This is a genomic window from Limnoraphis robusta BA-68 BA1, assembly GCF_034932365.1.
GTDB lineage: Bacteria > Cyanobacteriota > Cyanobacteriia > Cyanobacteriales > Microcoleaceae > Capilliphycus > Capilliphycus robustus.
This window is the reverse complement of sequence record NZ_JAYGHR010000104.1, coordinates 1-19,649: the sequence shown is the minus strand read 5'-3', so window position 1 is coordinate 19,649 and position 19,649 is coordinate 1. Positions and strand designations below refer to the sequence as shown.

Genomic DNA, 19,649 nt, shown 5'->3' with positions numbered 1-19,649 from the left:
CCTTTAACTCCTTAATATAAGACTTAATTCTGTAACTTTTTAACGCCTAAAATATAAGGCATTAATTTCACAATATTACGAGTATCATCAATCCCTCTATGATGAGTTCCTTCTAGGGTAATCCCTGCCATTTTTAAAGCTTCAGCCATACCATAACGTCCTTTTAAGTTTTGACTCTTGCTAAACATTTTTTTGAGATTAATATAAGGATAATCTATCGGAAAAAACAAGTGATGAAACTGACTATCTTGTTCAAATTGTCGGCGATCATATTCTCCCCAAGACCCCCAAATAAAACGAAAATCTGAATATTCAGACAACCAAGTTTTGAGATTTTCAATCGCTTCAGAATAGCTGGGAGCCTGATCAACTTGGGCTTGAGTAATAGAGGTTAATTGATGGCAAAAATATGTTAAAATTGGATGACGAACGGGTTTAACAAAGGTCTGAAATTCCCGAACGGAAGTGAGGTTTTGGGTCTCAACTATTACCGCCCCTATTTCGATAATTTCCATCTGATTACGAGGAATCGTTTGGCGATCGCAACAGGTGGCTTCCAAGTCAATCACTAGACAATAATCAGAGTTGTTAATATTCATTTTTTTGAGTCTAAATTAAGGCGAGTTAAGTATTCCGGCGGAACCTGTTCAACTAACCAAACTCCATTATCAGAACAATAAAATGTGTAACCATCCTGATACATTTTAACCGTATTCACTTGAAAAATAACGGGATGACCCTTTCGCATTCCGACTGCTTTTGCTGTGGCGATATCGGTTGATAAATGAACATGATGGCGAGACATTTTCAGCAACCCCAATTGCAAAATAGCCTCAACAGTTCCCTCACCTGTTCCGTGATAGAGAATATCGGGCGGAATTTGGGGTTCTAACTGCAAATCTACATCAATACTATGACCTTGATTGGCTCGAATCTGAGTTTTTGTTTGATCAAAGGAAAATCTTTGCTTATCGTTTTTGATGACAACTTCTTCGAGTTCTGCGCGAGTAATGGGAAATTGATGCTGTTGACAAGCGGCTAAAAGTTCATTAATATTAACCCAACCTCCTGGCGCTAATTTCAATCCTAAACGTTCGGGTTGATGTCGTAAGTGTTTGCTCAAATATTTACTAACTTTGACCAAACGATGGGAATTCATTTTGAGTTTAAAATAAAGTCTATATTAAGATTAATCCAAAACTGAGTGCAAACGTCTCGCTTGCTAGATAGCTTTTTATCCTGTCAGTTTCAAGATTTGAGTTCTGTTTAGAAAGATAGAATATTGGGAGGACAATAGCCGAGGTGGAAATCCCTAGAAGTCAGTTTATGTGATGAATTGGAATTCAGGGAATCCCAGAGGACAATCAAGGGTTATTGTTTTTGAATTCAGGGGAAAACCACCTCGTTGAGTTGATTGATTAATCTTCGGATTCAAAGACGGTTTGACTGGGATTAATCAAGGATTCTAATTGAGCTTTTGATAGCGATTGAATTGGATAAGCAACTGCAACAATCTCAGAAATTTTAATCAACCAAACTGTGCGTTCGTATGGCTCATCTTCCCAACCTTCTTCCTCAGTGGGAATATACAGATTAACGAGTTCCAAAAATTCATCATCCAGAGCAGATGGAATTCCAAAAAATCTGCCACAGGATGACACGACCTGCACTTCATTCCCCTGTTGGAGAGCCTCCTCTAGTCGTTGATAGAGAAGATTAGGTTTCGGGTTGACTTTCTGTGAGAAATTGCTCACTGTTTAACTTGCCTCAGTTCAGCATAGAACGACTATCTTCATTATATTACATTGATAATACATTTTCAACGAAAAGTCAAGGTTAATTCTACCTTCTCAGCAAGATTTTTAAATGCTTCATAATCAGCTTCATAATGGACTCTAAAATAGAGACGACCCAATGGGTTGTCTGGGATTGGTTAGACTGTATACAGTTTGAATGAATTGACCGCAATGGGCGATCGCACAGAGCAATTTACGCTAATTTTTAGTCTTCGTCAAGAGCCGGAAAAGCTTCTTCCAACAGCCACAATTCATCTTTATTTTCAATAAACCAACTCCGAGTTTCTGGGATAAGTTGTTCCCAAACTTCTTCTATGGGTAAATGAGGAGAAGCATAACGATATTTCTCTCCTAAAATTTTAAGATTTTCCTCAACTTCAACAGGAATACCGAATTCTTGCCAATCTGCATTCACCACCCGACCCGTAATTCCGCCACTGGGATCAAAAATGATTTGTGCGGCTCGGATCAAGTCGGCAAAGTGCTTCTGTTTGAGTCCGGTTCGTTCCTGAATGGTTAGCGCTTCTGGATGGCTTTGGGTCATTTTTCGGTGTCGTGTGTGGCGTGGTCTTCACTCTTCATTTTACAATACGATCGCCCCCGATCCTGACTTTTTCTTAACATAAATTTTAGAAAGCAACTGTTCAGGTCTATTGATCATTAGAAATCTTATTATAATCACCAGATTTTCAGTTAAAGAGCGGCTCAAGCCGCTGCCAATCCGTTAATTTTCTACAGATTAAAACTCGGATTCATTTCAAATACCTTCACCAAAAATCCAAACTCATCGGCTAATTCTTCGATAATTTTTGCCGTCGGTTTACCCGCCCCATGTCCGGCTTTCGTTTCTATCCGAATTAACACCGGATTTTCCCCCACATGAGCCGCTTGTAATGCCGCAGCAAACTTAAAACTATGAGCCGGAACCACTCGATCATCGTGATCAGCAGTAGAAATTAAAGTCGCAGGATAAGCCGTTTCCGGTTTCAAATTATGCAAGGGAGAATAGGCGTAAATCGCGTTAAAATCTTCAAAATTATCCGGTGAACCATATTCAGAACACCAAGCCCAACCGATTGTAAACTTATGAAAACGCAACATATCCATCACCCCGACTGCGGGTAACGCCGCCCCAAACAAATCAGGGCGTTGAGTCATACAAGCCCCCACCAATAAACCGCCATTACTTCCACCCGAAATCGCTAATTTTTGCGAACAAGTGTATTTGTTGTTAATCAGCCATTCCGCCGCCGCAATGAAATCATCAAAGACATTTTGCTTCTTGTTTTTTGTACCTGCTTGATGCCATTCTTCCCCATATTCACCCCCACCTCGTAAATTGGGAATCGCATAAACCCCACCCATTTCTAACCAAGCCATTCGACTAATCGAAAAATTCGGTGTTAAGGAAGCACTAAACCCACCATATCCATACAAAATAGTCGGATTATTTCCATCAAGCGATAAACCTTTTTTGTGAGTAATAAACATCGGAACTTGAGTTCCGTCTTTACTCTGATAAAAAATCTGTTGGGTTTCGTAATTTTCCGGGTTAAAATCAACTTCTGGCTGACGATACAGACGGCTTTCTCCTGTTACCATATCATAGCGGTAAATGGTCGTCGGAGTCGTAAAACTGGTATAAGCATAAAAGGTTTCTGTCTCGTGACGTTTGCCGCCAAATCCGCCCGCAGAACCAATACCCGGTAACTCCACCTCTCGCACAAAAGATCCATCAAGATTTAAGATTTTAATTTGAGTGTGAGCATCTTTGAGATAAAAGGCGATAAACTGATGATTGAGAACATTAATTCCTTGCAGCGTATCCTCGATTTCGGGGATAATTTCAGTTGGAGTTTTGCTGTTAATATCAAAGGAAATCACTTTCCCTTTGGGTGCGTCTAGATCCGTTTGTAACCAAAACTGATGATCTTGATAATCAATAAAACCATATTCCGCTTCAAATTCGCTAATCAGTTCAACAACGGGCGCATCCGGTTGAGTTAAATCTTTGTAGAAAATCAGATTTTTGGGTTCAGATCCTCGCCAAACGGAAATGATCAAATATTTGCCATCTTCTGTCACCGAACCACTAAAGCCCCATTCTTTTTGATCGGGACGTTCGTAAATTAAAATATCCTCGGATTGCGGCGTACCCAAACGATGATAAAATAATTTTTGATAATAGTTAGCATCTTCGAGTTTCGTGTTTTCGTTAGGTTCGTTGTAGCGACTATAAAAAAAGCCTTTGTGGTCGTGAGTCCAAGACGCTCCTGAGAACTTAATCCACTTTAAATGATCATCAAGATCTTGTTTGGTATTAATATCTCGAACTTTCCAGTCTTGCCAGTCGGAACCCGAGGTAGAAAGCCCATAAGCCATTAAATTTCCATCTTCACTCAGAGCAATTCCTGACAAGGCAACGGTACCATCTTCAGACAAAGTATTGGGATCGATCAGAACCTCCGGCTGATCGTCTAAATTATCCAAAACATACAAAACACTTTGATTTTGCAAACCGTCATTTTTGAAGTAAAAATAGCGATTACCCTGCTTAAAAGGCGTGCTATATTTGGCGAAATCCCAAAGTTGAGTCAAGCGTTGTTTCAGTTGTTCTCGGGCTGGAATGTCTTGCAGATAGCCAAATGTCACCTGATTTTGGGCTTGAACCCAGGCTTTGGTTTCTTCCGAGTTCGGATCTTCTAACCAACGATAAGGATCAGCCACTTTGATCCCGTGATAATCATCAATTTGATCGGCTTGGCGAGTGGTCGGATAAGGTCGAGAAAGTTGGGAGTCTAACATAATTTAGCCTGTCGGTAACGGTTGATCTCAAGTGTTCGTCGGTAAAAACTAGCGTCTATCGGACTTGTCAGCCCCAGATGGCAAAGCCGGAGGTTTGTAAGGCATGGGAATGTATTGTACAGTCGGACGGTTGCCTCGCGGCTGAGGATACAAATCCATCAGATAATAAATTGATTTTGGCAATCCTGGAGTTACAGGTAATCCCAGTTTTTCCGCATCTTCTACCATAATCGGACAATCGTGAGTAATCCGACCTGTGGTTAGGGCATCAATCACCCCATCAATGCGGCTGGGGTCAATTTTTTGTTCAGGGATGTTATCTTCGAGCAGAGTTCTAACAAACTTTTGCACTTGGCGAATTGCTTTGCGAGAAATATCAGCCATAATCAGCGTTTGATCATCAATTTCGCTAATCGGTTTATCTTCAAGAACTTTTAAGATACTAGCAGCCGGAAAATTTCCTAACTGCGGATCAACCGGGCCTAAAACTGCGTTCTCATCCATGACAATTTCATCAGAGGCCAGGGCCAACATCGTTCCCCCACTCATGGCATAGTGAGGCACAAACACCGTTACTTTAGCTTGATGGCGAATTAAAGCGTGAGCAATCTGTTCAGTGGCTAAAACCAAACCGCCTGGAGTATGCAGAATCAAATCAATCGGAACATCAGGGGGAGTGAGGCGAATAGCCCGGAGAACTTGTTCAGAGTCCTCGATACTAATATAGCGCGATAGCGGAATCCCAAACAAACTGATAGACTCTTGGCGATGAATCAGCAAAATCACGCGACTTTTACGCTTCTGTTCTAATTCTCGAATCGCTTTGATCCGACGCGACTCAATCGAACGTTTCTGAATCACGGGTTGCAAAGAGCTAATCACTAGAAAAACCCAGAACAAATCAAAAAGGCTAAAATCCATAGCAAGTATGATCTGATGTCAGATACTTCATTTTGCCACCCCTTGAGTCTGAGAGATTATAACATCTGCGATTCGCAATTGTGACAATTTTATGACCTGCACAACAGTCAAGAGAAAAGCCTAGAGGGTTTGTTATCTTAAGAGTCGTAACACCCATAACACCCCCTATGTACCGCTCTCACTTCAGGAGCGGTGTTTTTTTGCCCAAATTTCAGTCTTGACCACTGCAATCTAGAAATATTGTGACAATTTCTCAACTAGCACAACCTCGAGTCTCAGACCGGGTTTAGCTCTGCTACTCTGGTAGCCGTAACACCCATAACACCCCCTATGCACCGCTCTCGCTTCAGGAGCGGTGTTTTTTTTCAGAAAATTTGTGGCATTTTTAGAAATGGATGCGGTCTCAAAAACTAACGAATGAGGCGTGCATGACCGATTACTCCTCTATCGATGCCTAGAAATTAGCTTAGTCTTTACCTATACAAACTATATAACAGATAATTCTGTCCAATCAAGTCTATGGGAGCAAGAATTGCAGGAAAAAGCCGAAAAAAGTCTTAAACTCATGTTTTTCCTGTTTTTCCCCTACAGTTCAAGTTGAATAAGGACTGTAACTTAAGAGAACAGGTTAGTGGTAAAACTCTGGCTGTGTTGCTCTTTATTTTTCAAATCGCTAAAGTCTAGTCAGGAGGAGAACAAGATGTGGGAAGCTCAAACCAAGAGAGTGATTATTCAAGTTGACAAAATTTGCTATTCTTGCCGTCGGTATCGTAGCCTTTTGAGCTATACAGGCTTACTCCTGAGTTTATCGGTATTGACGGTAGCCTGTACTCCGCAAACAACGGAAAATCCAAATATTTCCACCCCTCGCGAACCCCCCTCCAAAGGAAGCGTGACGATTTTAGGGGCGATGACTGGGGCGCAGCAGGAAAAGCTAGAAGCCGCACTCACCCCTTTTGTCAAAGAAACCGGAATCGAGGTGATTTATCAAGGAACAGAAGCTTTCAGTACCTTGCTTCCCGTGCGGGTTGACGCGGGAAATCCACCCGATATTGCCATGTTTCCCCAACCCGGTTTGATGGCAGAATTTGCTCGAAAAGGTTTGCTTGTTCCCCTCGAAACGGTGATCGATAGAGAAACTCTCACTCAAGCCTTTTCTCCGGACTGGTTGACTTTAGGAACCGTCAATGGCAAAATCTACGGAATTTGGTATAGGGCCTCGGTTAAAAGTTTGGTGTGGTACAATCCCAAAGCCTTTCAATCAGCCGGATACCAAATTCCCAAAACCTGGGACGAATTAGAAGATCTTTCCGATCAAATTGTCGCTGATGGCGGCGTTCCTTGGTGTTTGGGAATGGAAAGCGGCGATGCGACCGGATGGGTGGGTACGGATTGGATTGAAGATATTCTCTTGCGAACCTCTGGGCCTGAAGTTTATGATCAGTGGGTTCAAAACAAAATCCCCTTTAATTCTCCCCCCATTAAAGAAGCCTTTGAAAAATTTGGTCAAATCGCCCTCAATCCTAAATATGTTGTTGGCGGTACTGTTGGTGTTGTTACCATTCCCTTTGGTTTATCTCCCAATGGCTTATTTACTGAGCCCCCAGAATGTTATCTGCACCGTCAAGCCAGTTTTATCAGCAGTTTTTTCCCTGAAGGTGTCGTACTGGGTGAAAATGTCGCTATTTTTCCCTTACCGCCGATTAATGAAGAATTTGGCTTGCCGATCTTAGTCGGTGGCGATGTCGTCGCTATGTTCAATGATACGCCCGCAGCTCGTCAGTTAATGCAATATTTAGCATCGGTAAAACCTCACGAAATTTCAGCGCAAATGGGGGGTTATATTTCCCCGCACAAAGGGGTGAGTTTAGACCTTTATCCCGATCCCGTCAGTCGCCAACAAGCTGAGATTTTATTAAATGCTGATTTAATTCGCTTTGATGGTTCGGATCTGATGCCTGCAAATGTTGGCACTGGAACATTTTGGCTAGGCATTATGAAGTATGTTGACGGTCAAAATGTCGATACGGTTTTGATTGATATCAATCAAAGTTTGCAGAAAAAATAAAGCGCAAATCCGATTGAAACGTTGAATGAAAGCGTGAAAATATTCACGCTTAAAACACTTAAAAATGAGCTAATATACCATCTTTATATGAAATGATATCATGTCCGGATAATTAGTGATAAAAAACTTTCTCATAATCCTCCTCTTTCTTCTTCTTTATTTCCTCCTGACTCCTGACTCCTGACTCGGTGACTCCTCTATTTGTCCATTTCAAACCTTTGAAATTTTGTCCGATTTTTCAGTTCAAAGTCGCTCAAACCCTCAAAAATATTTGATATTGTTTTCACTTCCAATTTTTTATAAATTGTTACACAATAGAGAGATAGTCCGATATCTTCATCAAACCTACCGCTTGGTCTGAAATTCAGTTGAGCATTTCGAGGAATCGATATTTTGAACGTTTTTTTCACTCTCGACCCTAAACGACGCCACAGCCTGTTGATTCTGTTTATCGCAGGTTTGTGTTTTTGGTCAAGCACCACCAGTCTACTTCCCACCTTACCTCTATACATTCAAGCGCTCGGTGGCACTAACCGACAAGTGGGTTTAGTCATGGGGGCTTTTGCCATCGGACTTTTACCCTCCCGGTTTGGACTCGGCCCCCTTGCCGACACGAAAGGCCGTAAACTTGTTTTACTGATTGGGACAACGGTTGTCATGCTGGCCCCCTTGGGCTATTTGTTTGTCACCTCAATTTCATCAATGGCCGTCATTCGGGCTTTTCACGGGATTGCTATTGCCGCTTTTACCATTGGTTATAGTGCCTTAGTTGCCGATATTGCCCCCATTGACCGCCGAGGCGAGGTGATTGGTTATATGAGTCTCGTCACGCCTGTCGGTATGGCGATAGGCCCCGCGTTTGGCGGTTTTGTACAGGCTTGGGCTGGGTACAACTTCCTGTTTTTATCGAGTGCAACCTTTGGACTCCTCGCCGGACTCGGGATTTCTCAAGTTTGGGAACCCATTCGCCCTCAAGCCTCTCCACACCCCCTCAAACCCACATCCTTAACGCCCAGGGTTCGCTTGAATCAATTCTTTCGCTACTTACAATTATTAGGCAGTCCAGCCCTGAGAACTCCCGCTTTGGTGATGGGAACAGTCGGTCTGATTTTTGGCAGTTTAGTGACTTTTTTACCGCTCTACATTGCCGAATCTAACTTAGAATTAAATGCCGGATTATTTTATTCTACCGCAGCGATCGCCAGTTTCAGCGCTCGTTTATTTGCGGGTCGAGCCTCAGATCGATACGGCCGAGGTATCTTTATTACCATTGCTTTGATGTTTTATTTCGTTTCTATGTTGATTTTAGGAACGGCGAATAACAACCCCGAAATTCTCCTTGCTGCCGCTTTAGAAGGGGCGGGCGCCGGAATTCTCATTCCGACTATTATCACCTTAGTGACAGACCGTTGTTCCCCCGATGAACGCGGTCGATTTTTCTCTCTTTGTATTGGGGGATTTGATATCGGAATTGCGATCGCCGGGCCTTTATTTGGTTGGATTGCAGAACAAGTTGGCTACTCGAATATGTATCTTTTTGATGCCGGGTTAGCACTCATCGGCTTCATCATCTTTATCACCCAGTCTAGCCGCAATATTCCCGACTCGATTAAATTTGCACTGGGACAAGTCGAAGATATTTATGTGTTCAAAAATGAATCCTGAAGTGGGGTTTTCCCGACCTCTTTTTCGGAAAACCCTACAGGCTGTAAAATCCGAAATGGATTGTTCGGTTGTTCTCACTAACTTCTCGCTTTCCTTTTCCTACACTAGCAAATAGATAGAAAGTTTAGAGAAAGTCATAGAGGAGAATAAGATGAACCCAGCAGATAACAATAGAAACAATCAGTCCAACTCAACAACCAGTTGGTTAAACGATGAGTCTAGCCGTCAAAATGTCCTGTATGAGTATATTCAATCTCTTGACCCCGAATCAATCACTCAACTCTCTAAACCGAATCCCGAAGTTCGTCAATTAATGGAGTCTCATCTCAACGGTGTATTAGGTCACTTACCCCCCCAACATTTTGATGTCTCTATTACCACCAGTCGTGAAAGTTTAGGGCAATTGTTAGCCGCCGCAATGTTAAATGGTTATTTTCTACATAGCGCTCACCAACGGATGAGTTTAGAACGAGCTTTACCGGGTTCATTTAGTCATCAAGAACAGTCTTCAGAAGCAGAAGAACATTACTAATTTTAAACCTGTTTCAAACATTTTGGGTTTTGAAAGGTTTGTTAAAATCAACCGTCTAGGGTGCAAAATGCGCCCTAGATTTTTTTGTTGTGGAATAGGCCCCTACTGGGAAACAAAGAGCTAATACTTCCTGTGCTATTATATAGTTAATAAAAATTTTAGATTTGCCTTAACAAATCTTGACAAAGTGCCAGACAGAATGTAAATTATTTTGTGAACCTGCCATCGGGCGGGTGAGATAGCTTGGTCTGTTAGTAATATTTCTGGCTGAATCACCTGATTTTGCTTAGGCTTCTCTGTATCTGAAGATCAAGAATGGTGTTTGAATATTTATCCTGAAAAAGGTCAGAATGAAAAAACGACTTTCAGCTAGTATTGTTGGGCTTGCGACTCTCGGAAATTTTTTGATTTTATCGAGTGTAGAAGCGACTTCTAAAAATAATTTGACTGTCGAACTGAATGGTTTAAAAAATCAAACAGGTCAAGTTTGTCTGAGTTTATTTTCCAGTGATCAAGGCTTTCCTGATAGTAAAGAGAATGCTTTGCAAAGCGAATGTGTTCAGCTTGGGAAAGATAGCCCGAAAATTACCTTTGAAAATTTGATTCCGGGAAATTATGCTGTTGCTGTTTTTCACGATGCCAATAGTGATCGTACCCTGAACGTGAACAGTTTGGGTATTCCCACCGAAGGCTTTGGCTTTTCTCGCAACCCCACCATTCTGGCCGGCCCCCCTAAGTTTGGGGATACTTTCGTTGTGGTTGCCACACCGCAAAATAATATTCAGATTAAGTTACAATATTTTTGGAATCTTAATTGACATCCTCCCACCACTAATTCGGAGTACCGAATATAGTAGGGGATTCCAAAACATCACTGCAAGGGTTTCCTCTTTCCACGAGTTGACTTGCTTGAAGGAGTTTCCACACTCAAGTATTGGTCAGTCTCTCCAGAGGCGTTTAACGTTCCCGTGTGTCCCACGGTACGGAGTCCTAATTCAAGTATGTTGATAGCTGCATTCCAGTCTCTATCAAGTACAAACCCACAATTATGACATCTATGAGTTCTCGTACTCAACGACTTTTTGACTTCTTCCCCACAGTTAGAGCAGTTGGCACTGGTGTAGTGAGGAGGAACCGATACCGTTGCCACCCCGAACACTTTACCGAAATACTCTAACCAACTGCGGAAATTAGACCAAGCCGCATCAGAAATCGACTTGGAGAGTTTTCTGTTTTTCACCAGATTTTGCACCTGCAAGTCCTCATAGACAACCAAGTCGTTAGACTGGATGACGCATCTTGCCAACTTCACGGCAAAATCTTTACGCTGCCTACTTACCTTGAGGTACTTTCTACCCAAGCGATTTTGAGCCTTAGCTCTATTTTTCGAGGCTTTTTTGGTACGAGAAAGTTTACGTTGAAGTCGCTTGAGAGACTTTTCGGACTTTCTCAAGTAACGAGGGTTATCAACCGTTTGTCCGTTGGAATCGGTGTAGAACTGGGTCAACCCAACATCCAACCCAATGGTTTTACCTGTTGGCTCTCGTTTCTCAATCCGCTCAACATTAAGACAAAACTGAACATAGTACCCATTAGCACGACGGACAACCCGGACACGCTTAATCTGTTTCAACTGATAAAAATGCAAGTCACGGGTTCCCCACAACTTGAAACTTCCGGCTTTAAACCCATCGGTGAAAGTAATGGTTCTTCTATCTTCCGAAAGCTTCCACCCGCAGGTTTTATATTCAACAGAACCATGTGTTTGATGCTTCTTGAAGCGTGGAAAACCTTCTCTTGGTGCGCTTCCTCTAGCGGCTTGCGAAGCCGCGAGGTCGCACCGCTTCTTCGCTGCTTTCTTCTTACAGTTGTCATAAAACCGAGCGATAGCCGACCATGCTCTTTCAGCAGAAGCTTGACGAGCCATCGAGTTGAGCTTACTTGCCCAGGGGAATTCCTTGGCAAGAACCGCACAATAAGCGCTCAGTTCATACCGTCCAATCTTCGGGTTGTCCATCCAGTATCTAATGCAAGAATTGCGGATAAAACGTGCAGTACGAATGGCTTCATCGAGCCGCTCATACTGTTGTTTTTCTCCCTCAAGTTTTGCTTCAAATACCAGCATTTTACGTCGCTATGCTTGAGATAAATTATTCTAACACACATCCTGACCGCAATTCATCTCACCGTCAAATCAAAGATTATGACGGGAGCCTTCTTACGGAGTTAGGTAAAAATCAAAGAGCTAGGGGTGTATTGTCTGACCTCTAGCTGAATTAATAGTATTAACTTTTTACGGATGTTGAACGGGCTAGGAGGGATTCGAACCCCCGACACCGTGGTCCGTAGCCACGTGCTCTAGTCCACTGAGCTACAAGCCCTTACCAGCTTTGAGTTTGCAGGTGAAACTTCACCTCAACTCGTTGCCTGAGTTATCATCATAACACATTTTTAGAAAATGACAAACAAAAATGACTTTTTCTTCGCCGCAAGAGCCACAACGCTTAACCCATCTCAATGACACCGGAGAAGCCAATATGGTCGATGTCTCTGCCAAGCTTCCCACTCGTCGAGAAGCAGTTGCAGGGGCTCAGGTGCGAATGTCTCGCTCTACCTTTGAGACGATTGTAGCGGGCAATGCCCCCAAGGGAGATGTGATCACAACCGCCAAACTCGCTGGAATTATGGCTGCCAAACAAACCTCCCAGTTAATCCCCTTGTGTCATCCCTTACCGTTGAGTAAAATAGAAGTTCAACTGACCCCTGATCCTGAACTGCCAGGGTATCAAATTCGCGCTCAAGTGATCACAAAGGCAGAAACCGGGGTAGAAATGGAAGCCTTAACTGCCGTCTCAGTGGCGGCGTTAACCCTCTATGACATGGCAAAAGCCCTGGAAAAATCAATACAAATTGAATTCATTCGACTGTTAAGTAAAACCGGGGGGAAGTCCGGAGACTATGAGCGATCACTAGAAGAAAAACAACAAAAATAGTTCTCAGCTAACATTTGCTGGGAATTCTTTGTGAATAAATAAATAATGTAGTAAATGTTCTGCCCGAACTTCTCGCTCTAGAATAGACATAGAACTGCTAAGGAGCCAAAGAAATGCCACCGCGTTGGCCTCGAGAACCTGACCGTAAAGATCCCGCCTATCGCCGCTTGGATGACCGAATGAATTTTGCTGTTCATGTCGCCACTTTTGCGGCGTGTAATTCCGGTATATGGTTTTTTCAGAAAATACAAGCAGCAACTTGGCCTTGGGCTGTTTGGGTAACGGGAGCTTGGGTGTTGATCCTGGGGGTTCATGGGATTTACATTTTTGCGATCGCCGATTATTCTTCGACCACACCTCAACGACCCGGTTAGAGATGGATTGTCTAGAATAAAAGGATTAACAATAGATTGATCTGAAAATCTCACGCTTATTGTGTCAGTCACCCTGAAAATTCTCGTTATGCCTACTACACAAGACATCGAAAAATTAGCCTCTGCAATTGGTGAAAACATTTATATTGATGTTGCCAAATGGCATCTTTACTTATCAGATGCTCATCTGCATACCCAAGTCGCAGAACAGCTATATCCTCTACTCGAAGAGGGGAATATAGAAGCGGATAAAATTGCTCAAGTTTTGCAAGACATTTCTGTAAAATTAGGGGGAGGGAAATTGACCGCTTCACTGGCGGATTTGATCCCGACTTCAGTGCAGAACGATCTAGTAAGACTCTTAGAAGAATATCAGCGTCAGATGTAAGCTTAGAGTTTATCCATCAAACAATATCAGTATTAACAGCAAAAAATATGGCAAACGACAGACAGGCTTGGCAGAATCCAATCAAAGGAAGCTTAGGACTTATCAGTTTGATGGCGATCGCTAGTGTCCTGAGTATTATGTCACCGACAACGGCTCAATATCGTCCTGATCGCCCGACCTTTTTCAGCGATGGCGATCGAAAACTCGATCAAGAAATTCAGCGTCTTGATCACCCCTCAAAACAGCAGCAGGAACCGATTCTCCGGTTTGAACAAGCCCAGAACCCTGGACAAGCCCTCACCCAACTGCCCGGAAATGTGATCGTGGCAATGCCCGGTGCTTCCCCCAGTGAGAGAAGGGAAATTCTCGATACTTTGGACGGAAAGCTAGAATTTACCGTATTGGCAACTCGTCAAAGTAATTCTCAGTTTACAGTCGCTTATTCGCTACCTTTGACCTCCACTCGTTTAGGTGAACCTCAAACTTTATTTAACCAAATTCGAGACAGTTATATAAAAGGTAGACCTGTACAGTTAGTCGGAGAACGAAATATATCTCTGCAACGTTATCCAGGTCGAGAAGTGAATTTATCAAGCAGTCGTGGAACCCATCAATTTAGACTCTATCTCGTGCAGCAACGAGTCTACATTTTAGGAGTCAGTAAAGCCAAAGATGGAGGAGCAGCGACCCCGGATATTAGTCAATTCTTTAACTCCTTTCAATTGCGCTCTTAACGAAGGTCAACAAAACGGAACTAAATTAAGGTAAGCTAGACTCGGTTAAAATCTAGCTCGGTCTGAATCGGACACCAATGAGAAGAAAACTGACTCAAATTTCACTGAGTTTAGCCTTATCTATTTTATTTCCTTTACCTAGTTTAGCGGCAACGGTCTTAGAAGACATCAAGACAACAGGAGTTCTCAAAGCCGGAGTCAGGCAAGATGCAGCGCCTTTAGGCTATCGATCTTCCCAGGGAGAATGGCAAGGATATTGCATTGAATTAATGGAGTTATTGGCAACCCGGCTGCAAAAACAATTGAATTTGAGTCAACCGATTAAAATAGAATATATTCAGTCTACCCTGGAAAATCGCGAACAAATTGTCAGAGATAAAACCGTACATCTCGAATGCGGCCCCAACACGGTAACTCGCACACCGCAAGCGGGAATTGTTTACTCAGATCGATTTTTAGCGACTGGGGTGTATCTATTAGTCCGACCGGATAATAAAGCTTATATTAACCCATCAGGTGCGTTAGAAAATATCTCCATCGGTGTGCTTCCGGCTTCTCTAACAGAAAGGTTTATTACCAGTCGATACTCCCTCGCTCAACCCGTTGAATATCCGGGAAACTCAGGCCGAGAAACCGCCGTTAAAGATGTTCTCAGTGGCAAAATCAACGCCTTCGCCAGTGACGGACTTTTATTAGTCGGAGAAGTGTTGAGACAAGCGGAAGTGAGCAAAACAGATTATGCTTTAGTTCCCGATGAACCACTCACCTGTGAATTTTATGGAATGATTTTACCAGAAGGAGATATCACTTGGCTGAATACAATTAACTCCCTAATTCTCGTTCAGGAAAGTGTCGAGATTCTCCGCCAATTGTATGGAAGTGATTCGGCCTATGTTCAAACGACAGAAGCCGCCGTAAATAAGTGTATGCCCTAGACACTGAACAGTCGAGAAACTGAAAACTGGTAGGGGGAATTCATAAATTTCCCCTGCAACTGTTCACTGTAAAGACTTCCTCCTGAATTGAGGATAGGGAAGATGTAGAGGCAATTTAGGGAATAAATTAGATAAATTCGCTAATCTGGATATGGGAGCCAATCCTGTCTTCTGTCTTTTGTCAGAACTTTTAACTTAACCCAGTGTGGCATCGAAATATGGCTTCCCCTCCCTCAGCCTAAACACAAATAGCGGATTGGACATGATGACTCAGGAGTTCCATATCTCTGTTACCCCCGTTGGGAACGATGAATACCTCGTGCGAACTGAAGAAGTCGCATCCGGTGTACCATTAGCAGAAGAACAGGTGAGCTGGCCAGTGGAAGCATGGCTCGGCTACGCTCGTCAATTGATGCAAGACCCCTTGTTGGGGGTTCTAGAAGGGCAAACTCTATCTCGATATCGCAGTCGAGGCGTTAACACCGCTTCCAAGTCGGCGGTATCCCCAGAATCAAGCCTAATTAGTCTAGTCGAACTCGGACGCCAACTGTATAACGGTCTGTTTCAAGGGACAATGCGCGAAAGTTGGACTTGCGCCCAAGCTATTGCTCAAAATAGACGCGAGTTTCTACATTTGCGCTTAGGAGTCAAGGGAAAACGTTTAACCAGTTTACCTTGGGAAGTGCTGTATGCAGGCGATCGCCCGATTGGAACCGGGCCTGATGTCGGATTTTCTCGTTACCAACCAGGAGGGAGTTCTCATTTCCACTCTCGCCTCTTAACCTCGAATCAACCTCTAAAAATTTTAGTTGCGATTTCTGCGCCCAACGATCAAGAAAGCCTACAACTGAAGCGAGAAGTTCTACACCTGCAAGAAGAACTGCAACGCGATACCCAACGCAGTTCAGAGCGCATCGGATCACGCCCAGAAATTCAACTGACCATCCTCGAACAACCTGATGGTGAACAACTCACCCAAGCCCTCGAACAAGGTCAATATCAAGTCTTTCACTACGCCGGACACAGTAATTTGGGCGTATCGGGGGGTGAACTTTATCTTGTTAGCAGTCGTACCGGATTAACTGAAACCCTCAGTGGTGACGATTTAGCGGGGTTACTGGTTAATAATGGGGTTCAAATGGCGGTGTTGAACTCCTGTCGGGGGGCTTACGCTCAGGGTTTGCATTCTGACGAAGACACCGCCCAACTCAACCTCGCCGAAAGCCTCGTTAGACGCGGAATTCCGGGTGTATTGGCGATGGCTGAACGCATCCCTGATGAAGTCGCACTGACGCTGACTCGCTTACTTTACCGCAATCTTAATCAAGGTCATCCGGTTGATATTAGTTTGAGTCGGGCGCGACAGGGGTTGATTTCAGCTTATGGGTCTCACCAACTTTACTGGGGTTTACCCATTCTTTATCTACATCGCAAGTTTGACGGGTATTTGACGGCTGATTCTTCGGAAAGTCAAAGGGATTTGTTTGCTCCGATTTCGACTCAAAATTGGGGAGAATCTAGTCTTCCTCCGGTGGAGAAAGAAACTGAAAAACAGGAACAAGTTCCTGTCGAAGAAGAAATAGACTTGTTTCTTGATGAGATTGAGTATGGGGATGATTTAGCCGAAGATGGCGAGGATTTGGAATTTATTGGTGATGCTTTGCGTCAACTCAAAAGTTCTCAACCTTCTAGCGAAACGATCAATAATATTTTTGTTGAGAAACCTGAGCATATTTCTCCTGTAAAAACGTCTACAGTTTCTCCAACTACAGCCGTTAAAACTTCAAATTTTCCGGCTCGAAAGCAACCTAACTTTAATACTTTAAAATCTTGGCTACCTTTAGCGTTGCTGTTAATTCCGATGAGTTTAGGGATGGGATTATTTTACAGTAGTATTCTTCAGTTCGGGAAATCTCAGCCGGAAATTTCCCTTTCTAAACCGACAAAACCTCACTCGACAGAAGCGAACTCGACGAACGAACAACCGCTTGACTTGAATAGTGCTAAGAGCGATTATGTATTAGGAATTGCGGTTGAACAGTTTCATAAAGGCAATCTTTTAGCAGGTGTACAAGCCACGACAGAACTGCTGAATCGTGGTGCAATTACCGAAGCAAAATCCGCTTTAGCTGCTGTACCTGTTGAAGATAGTGATCGACCCGAAATTAACTTTCTTTGGGGTCGGTTGATGTGGCAAGCGATTAATCAAGGCAGTGCTGATTATATGATGGATGATGTCCGACGCTATTGGGAAAGAGCAGTACAGCAACGTCCTGATGCTTTAGAATATCGCAATGCTTTGGGATTTGCTTATTATTCAGAGGGAAGTTTTGATAAAGCTTATCAAACTTGGTTGCAAGTTTTAGATTTAGAAGAACCCGCGTTTAATGAAAAAGCCGTTCAACAACAGCTTTCTAAAGTTCAAGGTGAAAATAAACCGCAAATTTTAACGGCTTATGCAGGGTTAGGATTAGTTTTGATGAAATCTACCGCTCAGTTACCTCCCGCAGAACAAGCTGTGCGTTTGAGTAAAGCGGTGAAATTTTGTGATAAAGTCTTGAGTGAAGCACCGGAAGAATTTAAACCTCATTTATTGAGTCAAAATTGGCTCTGGACAAATGCAATTATTCGAGATTGGCGTCTGTTAATGCGACAACAAAACTAATACTCGGAGTATTCCTGAGTCATGCTTTAAGACTCTTGGAGATCAACTAACGAGGCCAGGACTGATATCATGTCCGGTTGAACAGTTATAAATAAACGACAGAGGAGTCAGGAGTCACCGAGTCAGGAGTCAGGAGGAAATCAAGAAGAAGAAAGAGGAGGAGGAGTCACCGAGTCACCGAGGAAATCAAGAAGAAGAAAGAGTCGGATTATGAGAAAGTTTTTTATCACTAATTATCCGGACATGATATGAATCTTTTTAAAATTTAATATTAGATTAATATTAGAAAATGAATTGTCAAATCGCATCTTCCGAGCGACAGAGTTTATCTTTGAATAAGAGTGAAAATCTTTTCGCAACAATTCCTGAAATTCTCGATCAAGTTCAAGAAGGAGATACTGTTTGGATCGATGATGGTAAACTGGGAACTCGGGTTGAGTCTGTTCAGGAAGACGGTATAATATTAGAGGTCATTCAAGCTCGACCGGAAAAGGGAGAAAAGCTCAAAAATGATAAAGGAATGAATTTTCCAAATACGGAAGTTCATTTTGATGCTTTGACTGAAAAAGATTTAGAAGATCTCGATTTTATTGCGGCTCATACGGATATTATTGGATATTCGTTTGTACAAGAAGCCTCAGATATTAAGCGATTACAGCAGGAACTCGAAGCGAGAAATCCCAGTCACCAAATAGGTTTAATTGCTAAAATTGAAACTCAAGCTGCGATTAAAAATTTACCCGAATTGATTGTTCAAGCCGCAGGTCGTCAACCGTTTGGGGTAATGATTGCTCGGGGGGATTTAGCGGTTAAAATTGGCTATCAACGTTTAGCTGAAATACAAGAAGAAATTATGTGGATGTGTGAAGCGGCGCATATTCCAGTAATTTGGGCGACTCAGGTTTTAGAGAATTTGGCGAAAACAGGAATTCCTTCACGCTCAGAAGTTACAGATGCGGCGATGGCGCAACGTTCTGAATGTGTGATGTTGAATAAAGGGCCGTTTATTGAAGAAGCGGTGACGATTTTAGATGATGTTTTGCTGCGAATGCAAGCCCATCAGATTAAAAAGACTCCCCAGTTGCGAGCTTTACATTCTTGGGAATAATGAATAGCTTTAGACGATAAATTCAGTGAAATGGAGAGTATCCTCATCGATTGCTCATTGATAGAACTTAAGATAGATGACAGAGTTCTGGGAATCGTAGATACTCTCTAGAGTAGTAGAGTCGAAGTTGATCAAGCTATGATTTTTTTAGAAAATAAACAAACCGGAAACTTAGTAAAAGTTCAGGATGTAACAGCACTAGCTGACCCAAATAAGAGTCAGATTTCTGGGAGAGTTCAAGCCGGAGAAGAAGAACAACCCCCCGAGTTTATGGAAAAAGAAGAACTTATTTTTCCTTCTGGTGAAAGTTTACCTCGTTGCTGGGTAGATGCCGATTATCGTCATTCTAATTAGAGCTTTTCAAACCCAGAGAAAAACGCCTTAAATCGGGTAGAGAATAAATTGAATTGGAGGTTGTAGTTCGATTCCCTGGTCGTCTACTTCCTCCTGGTGTTTAAAGAGAATTTTCCGCTTCTTCTATGGCTTCATAAAGTTGCGACTTATCCATTTTACCAATAAAAAACAGGTTTAGAGCAAGGTCGTTCACGACGGATTATTGTATGGTACAATAACTTATCGTGGTGCGACAATGATAAACATGATTGTCTATGAAATGAAGCTACAAGGAACAAAAGCCCAGTACAAAAGGTTAGACGAAGCTATCC

Annotated in this window: 19 protein-coding genes and 1 tRNA gene; 12 read left to right on the top strand and 8 right to left on the bottom strand. The window is 42.7% G+C overall.

All coding sequences use genetic code 11. The annotated features are described in order from the left end of the window. Window positions 1-23: 23 nt before the first annotated feature. The 6 genes from VB836_RS29060 to VB836_RS29035 form a co-directional block, all read right to left on the bottom strand. Window positions 24-599: a 3'-5' exonuclease gene (locus tag VB836_RS29060; protein ID WP_323224864.1), complete on the bottom strand. Its 576-nt coding sequence runs from the start codon at window positions 597-599 to the stop codon at window positions 24-26. Continuing rightward, window positions 596-1,159: an RNA 2'-phosphotransferase gene (locus VB836_RS29055; RefSeq protein ID WP_323224862.1), complete on the bottom strand. Its 564-nt coding sequence runs from the start codon at window positions 1,157-1,159 to the stop codon at window positions 596-598. The genes VB836_RS29060 and VB836_RS29055 overlap by 4 nt, the downstream gene beginning before the upstream one ends. A gap of 259 nt (window positions 1,160-1,418) precedes the next feature. Beyond that, on the bottom strand, window positions 1,419-1,754 hold the full coding sequence (locus VB836_RS29050) for a hypothetical protein (protein WP_046279167.1): 336 nt from the start codon (window positions 1,752-1,754) through the stop codon (window positions 1,419-1,421). Between the two features lie 247 nt (window positions 1,755-2,001). Beyond that, a complete protein-coding gene (locus VB836_RS29045; protein WP_046279166.1) occupies window positions 2,002-2,340 on the bottom strand; it encodes a hypothetical protein in 339 nt (112 codons plus the stop codon). Between the two features lie 188 nt (window positions 2,341-2,528). After that, window positions 2,529-4,601: a prolyl oligopeptidase family serine peptidase gene (locus VB836_RS29040; protein ID WP_323224860.1), complete on the bottom strand. Its 2,073-nt coding sequence runs from the start codon at window positions 4,599-4,601 to the stop codon at window positions 2,529-2,531. 48 nt (window positions 4,602-4,649) lie between these two features. Then, complete coding sequence (locus VB836_RS29035; RefSeq protein WP_323224858.1) at window positions 4,650-5,522, bottom strand: SDH family Clp fold serine proteinase; 873 nt, start codon at window positions 5,520-5,522, stop codon at window positions 4,650-4,652. Window positions 5,523-6,222: 700 nt separating this feature from the next. On the opposite strand from VB836_RS29035, the gene VB836_RS29030 reads away from it, so the two are divergent. The 4 genes from VB836_RS29030 to VB836_RS29015 all read left to right on the top strand — a co-directional run bounded on the left by VB836_RS29030 (window position 6,223) and on the right by VB836_RS29015 (window position 10,605). Then, on the top strand, window positions 6,223-7,590 hold the full coding sequence (locus VB836_RS29030) for an ABC transporter substrate-binding protein (RefSeq protein ID WP_323224856.1): 1,368 nt from the start codon (window positions 6,223-6,225) through the stop codon (window positions 7,588-7,590). Between the two features lie 393 nt (window positions 7,591-7,983). Beyond that, window positions 7,984-9,255 (top strand): MFS transporter, encoded by a 1,272-nt coding sequence (locus tag VB836_RS29025; protein ID WP_323224854.1) that lies wholly within the window; start codon window positions 7,984-7,986, stop codon window positions 9,253-9,255. A 151-nt stretch (window positions 9,256-9,406) separates the two neighbouring features. Continuing rightward, window positions 9,407-9,787 carry a DUF760 domain-containing protein gene (locus VB836_RS29020; RefSeq protein WP_046278291.1) on the top strand — a complete coding sequence of 127 codons (381 nt, stop codon included), beginning with the start codon at window positions 9,407-9,409 and terminating at the stop codon, window positions 9,785-9,787. A 350-nt stretch (window positions 9,788-10,137) separates the two neighbouring features. Continuing rightward, on the top strand, window positions 10,138-10,605 hold the full coding sequence (locus tag VB836_RS29015; protein ID WP_323224851.1) for a DUF2141 domain-containing protein: 468 nt from the start codon (window positions 10,138-10,140) through the stop codon (window positions 10,603-10,605). A 53-nt stretch (window positions 10,606-10,658) separates the two neighbouring features. Here the strand turns inward: VB836_RS29015 and VB836_RS29010 are convergent, their stop codons facing one another. Beyond that, on the bottom strand, window positions 10,659-11,912 hold the full coding sequence (locus VB836_RS29010) for an RNA-guided endonuclease InsQ/TnpB family protein (RefSeq protein ID WP_323224849.1): 1,254 nt from the start codon (window positions 11,910-11,912) through the stop codon (window positions 10,659-10,661). A 182-nt stretch (window positions 11,913-12,094) separates the two neighbouring features. Beyond that, window positions 12,095-12,168 (bottom strand) — tRNA-Arg (locus tag VB836_RS29005). Window positions 12,169-12,258: 90 nt separating this feature from the next. Between VB836_RS29005 and moaC the strand changes: the two genes are divergently transcribed. From moaC to VB836_RS28965, 8 genes are all read left to right on the top strand, one after another. Beyond that, on the top strand, window positions 12,259-12,780 hold the full coding sequence (gene moaC / locus VB836_RS29000) for a cyclic pyranopterin monophosphate synthase MoaC (RefSeq protein ID WP_323224847.1): 522 nt from the start codon (window positions 12,259-12,261) through the stop codon (window positions 12,778-12,780). Between the two features lie 113 nt (window positions 12,781-12,893). Then, window positions 12,894-13,154, top strand: coding sequence for a 2TM domain-containing protein (locus VB836_RS28995; protein ID WP_046278294.1), 261 nt, complete (start codon window positions 12,894-12,896; stop codon window positions 13,152-13,154). Window positions 13,155-13,242: 88 nt separating this feature from the next. Then, window positions 13,243-13,542 carry a DUF3181 family protein gene (locus tag VB836_RS28990; RefSeq protein ID WP_323224845.1) on the top strand — a complete coding sequence of 100 codons (300 nt, stop codon included), beginning with the start codon at window positions 13,243-13,245 and terminating at the stop codon, window positions 13,540-13,542. Between the two features lie 47 nt (window positions 13,543-13,589). Next, window positions 13,590-14,276, top strand: coding sequence for a hypothetical protein (locus VB836_RS28985; protein ID WP_323224842.1), 687 nt, complete (start codon window positions 13,590-13,592; stop codon window positions 14,274-14,276). A gap of 77 nt (window positions 14,277-14,353) precedes the next feature. Further along, window positions 14,354-15,211 (top strand): amino acid ABC transporter substrate-binding protein, encoded by an 858-nt coding sequence (locus VB836_RS28980; protein ID WP_323224840.1) that lies wholly within the window; start codon window positions 14,354-14,356, stop codon window positions 15,209-15,211. A 262-nt stretch (window positions 15,212-15,473) separates the two neighbouring features. Beyond that, the gene (locus VB836_RS28975; RefSeq protein ID WP_323224838.1) at window positions 15,474-17,876 is read left to right on the top strand and encodes a CHAT domain-containing protein; all 2,403 of its coding nucleotides are present in this window, start codon (window positions 15,474-15,476) and stop codon (window positions 17,874-17,876) included. 289 nt (window positions 17,877-18,165) lie between these two features. Beyond that, entirely contained in the window at window positions 18,166-18,984 is an 819-nt protein-coding gene (locus VB836_RS28970; protein ID WP_323224836.1) for a pyruvate kinase, read from the top strand. Between the two features lie 138 nt (window positions 18,985-19,122). After that, entirely contained in the window at window positions 19,123-19,338 is a 216-nt protein-coding gene (locus VB836_RS28965; RefSeq protein ID WP_200906217.1) for an acetyltransferase, read from the top strand. Window positions 19,339-19,649 lie beyond the last annotated feature (311 nt).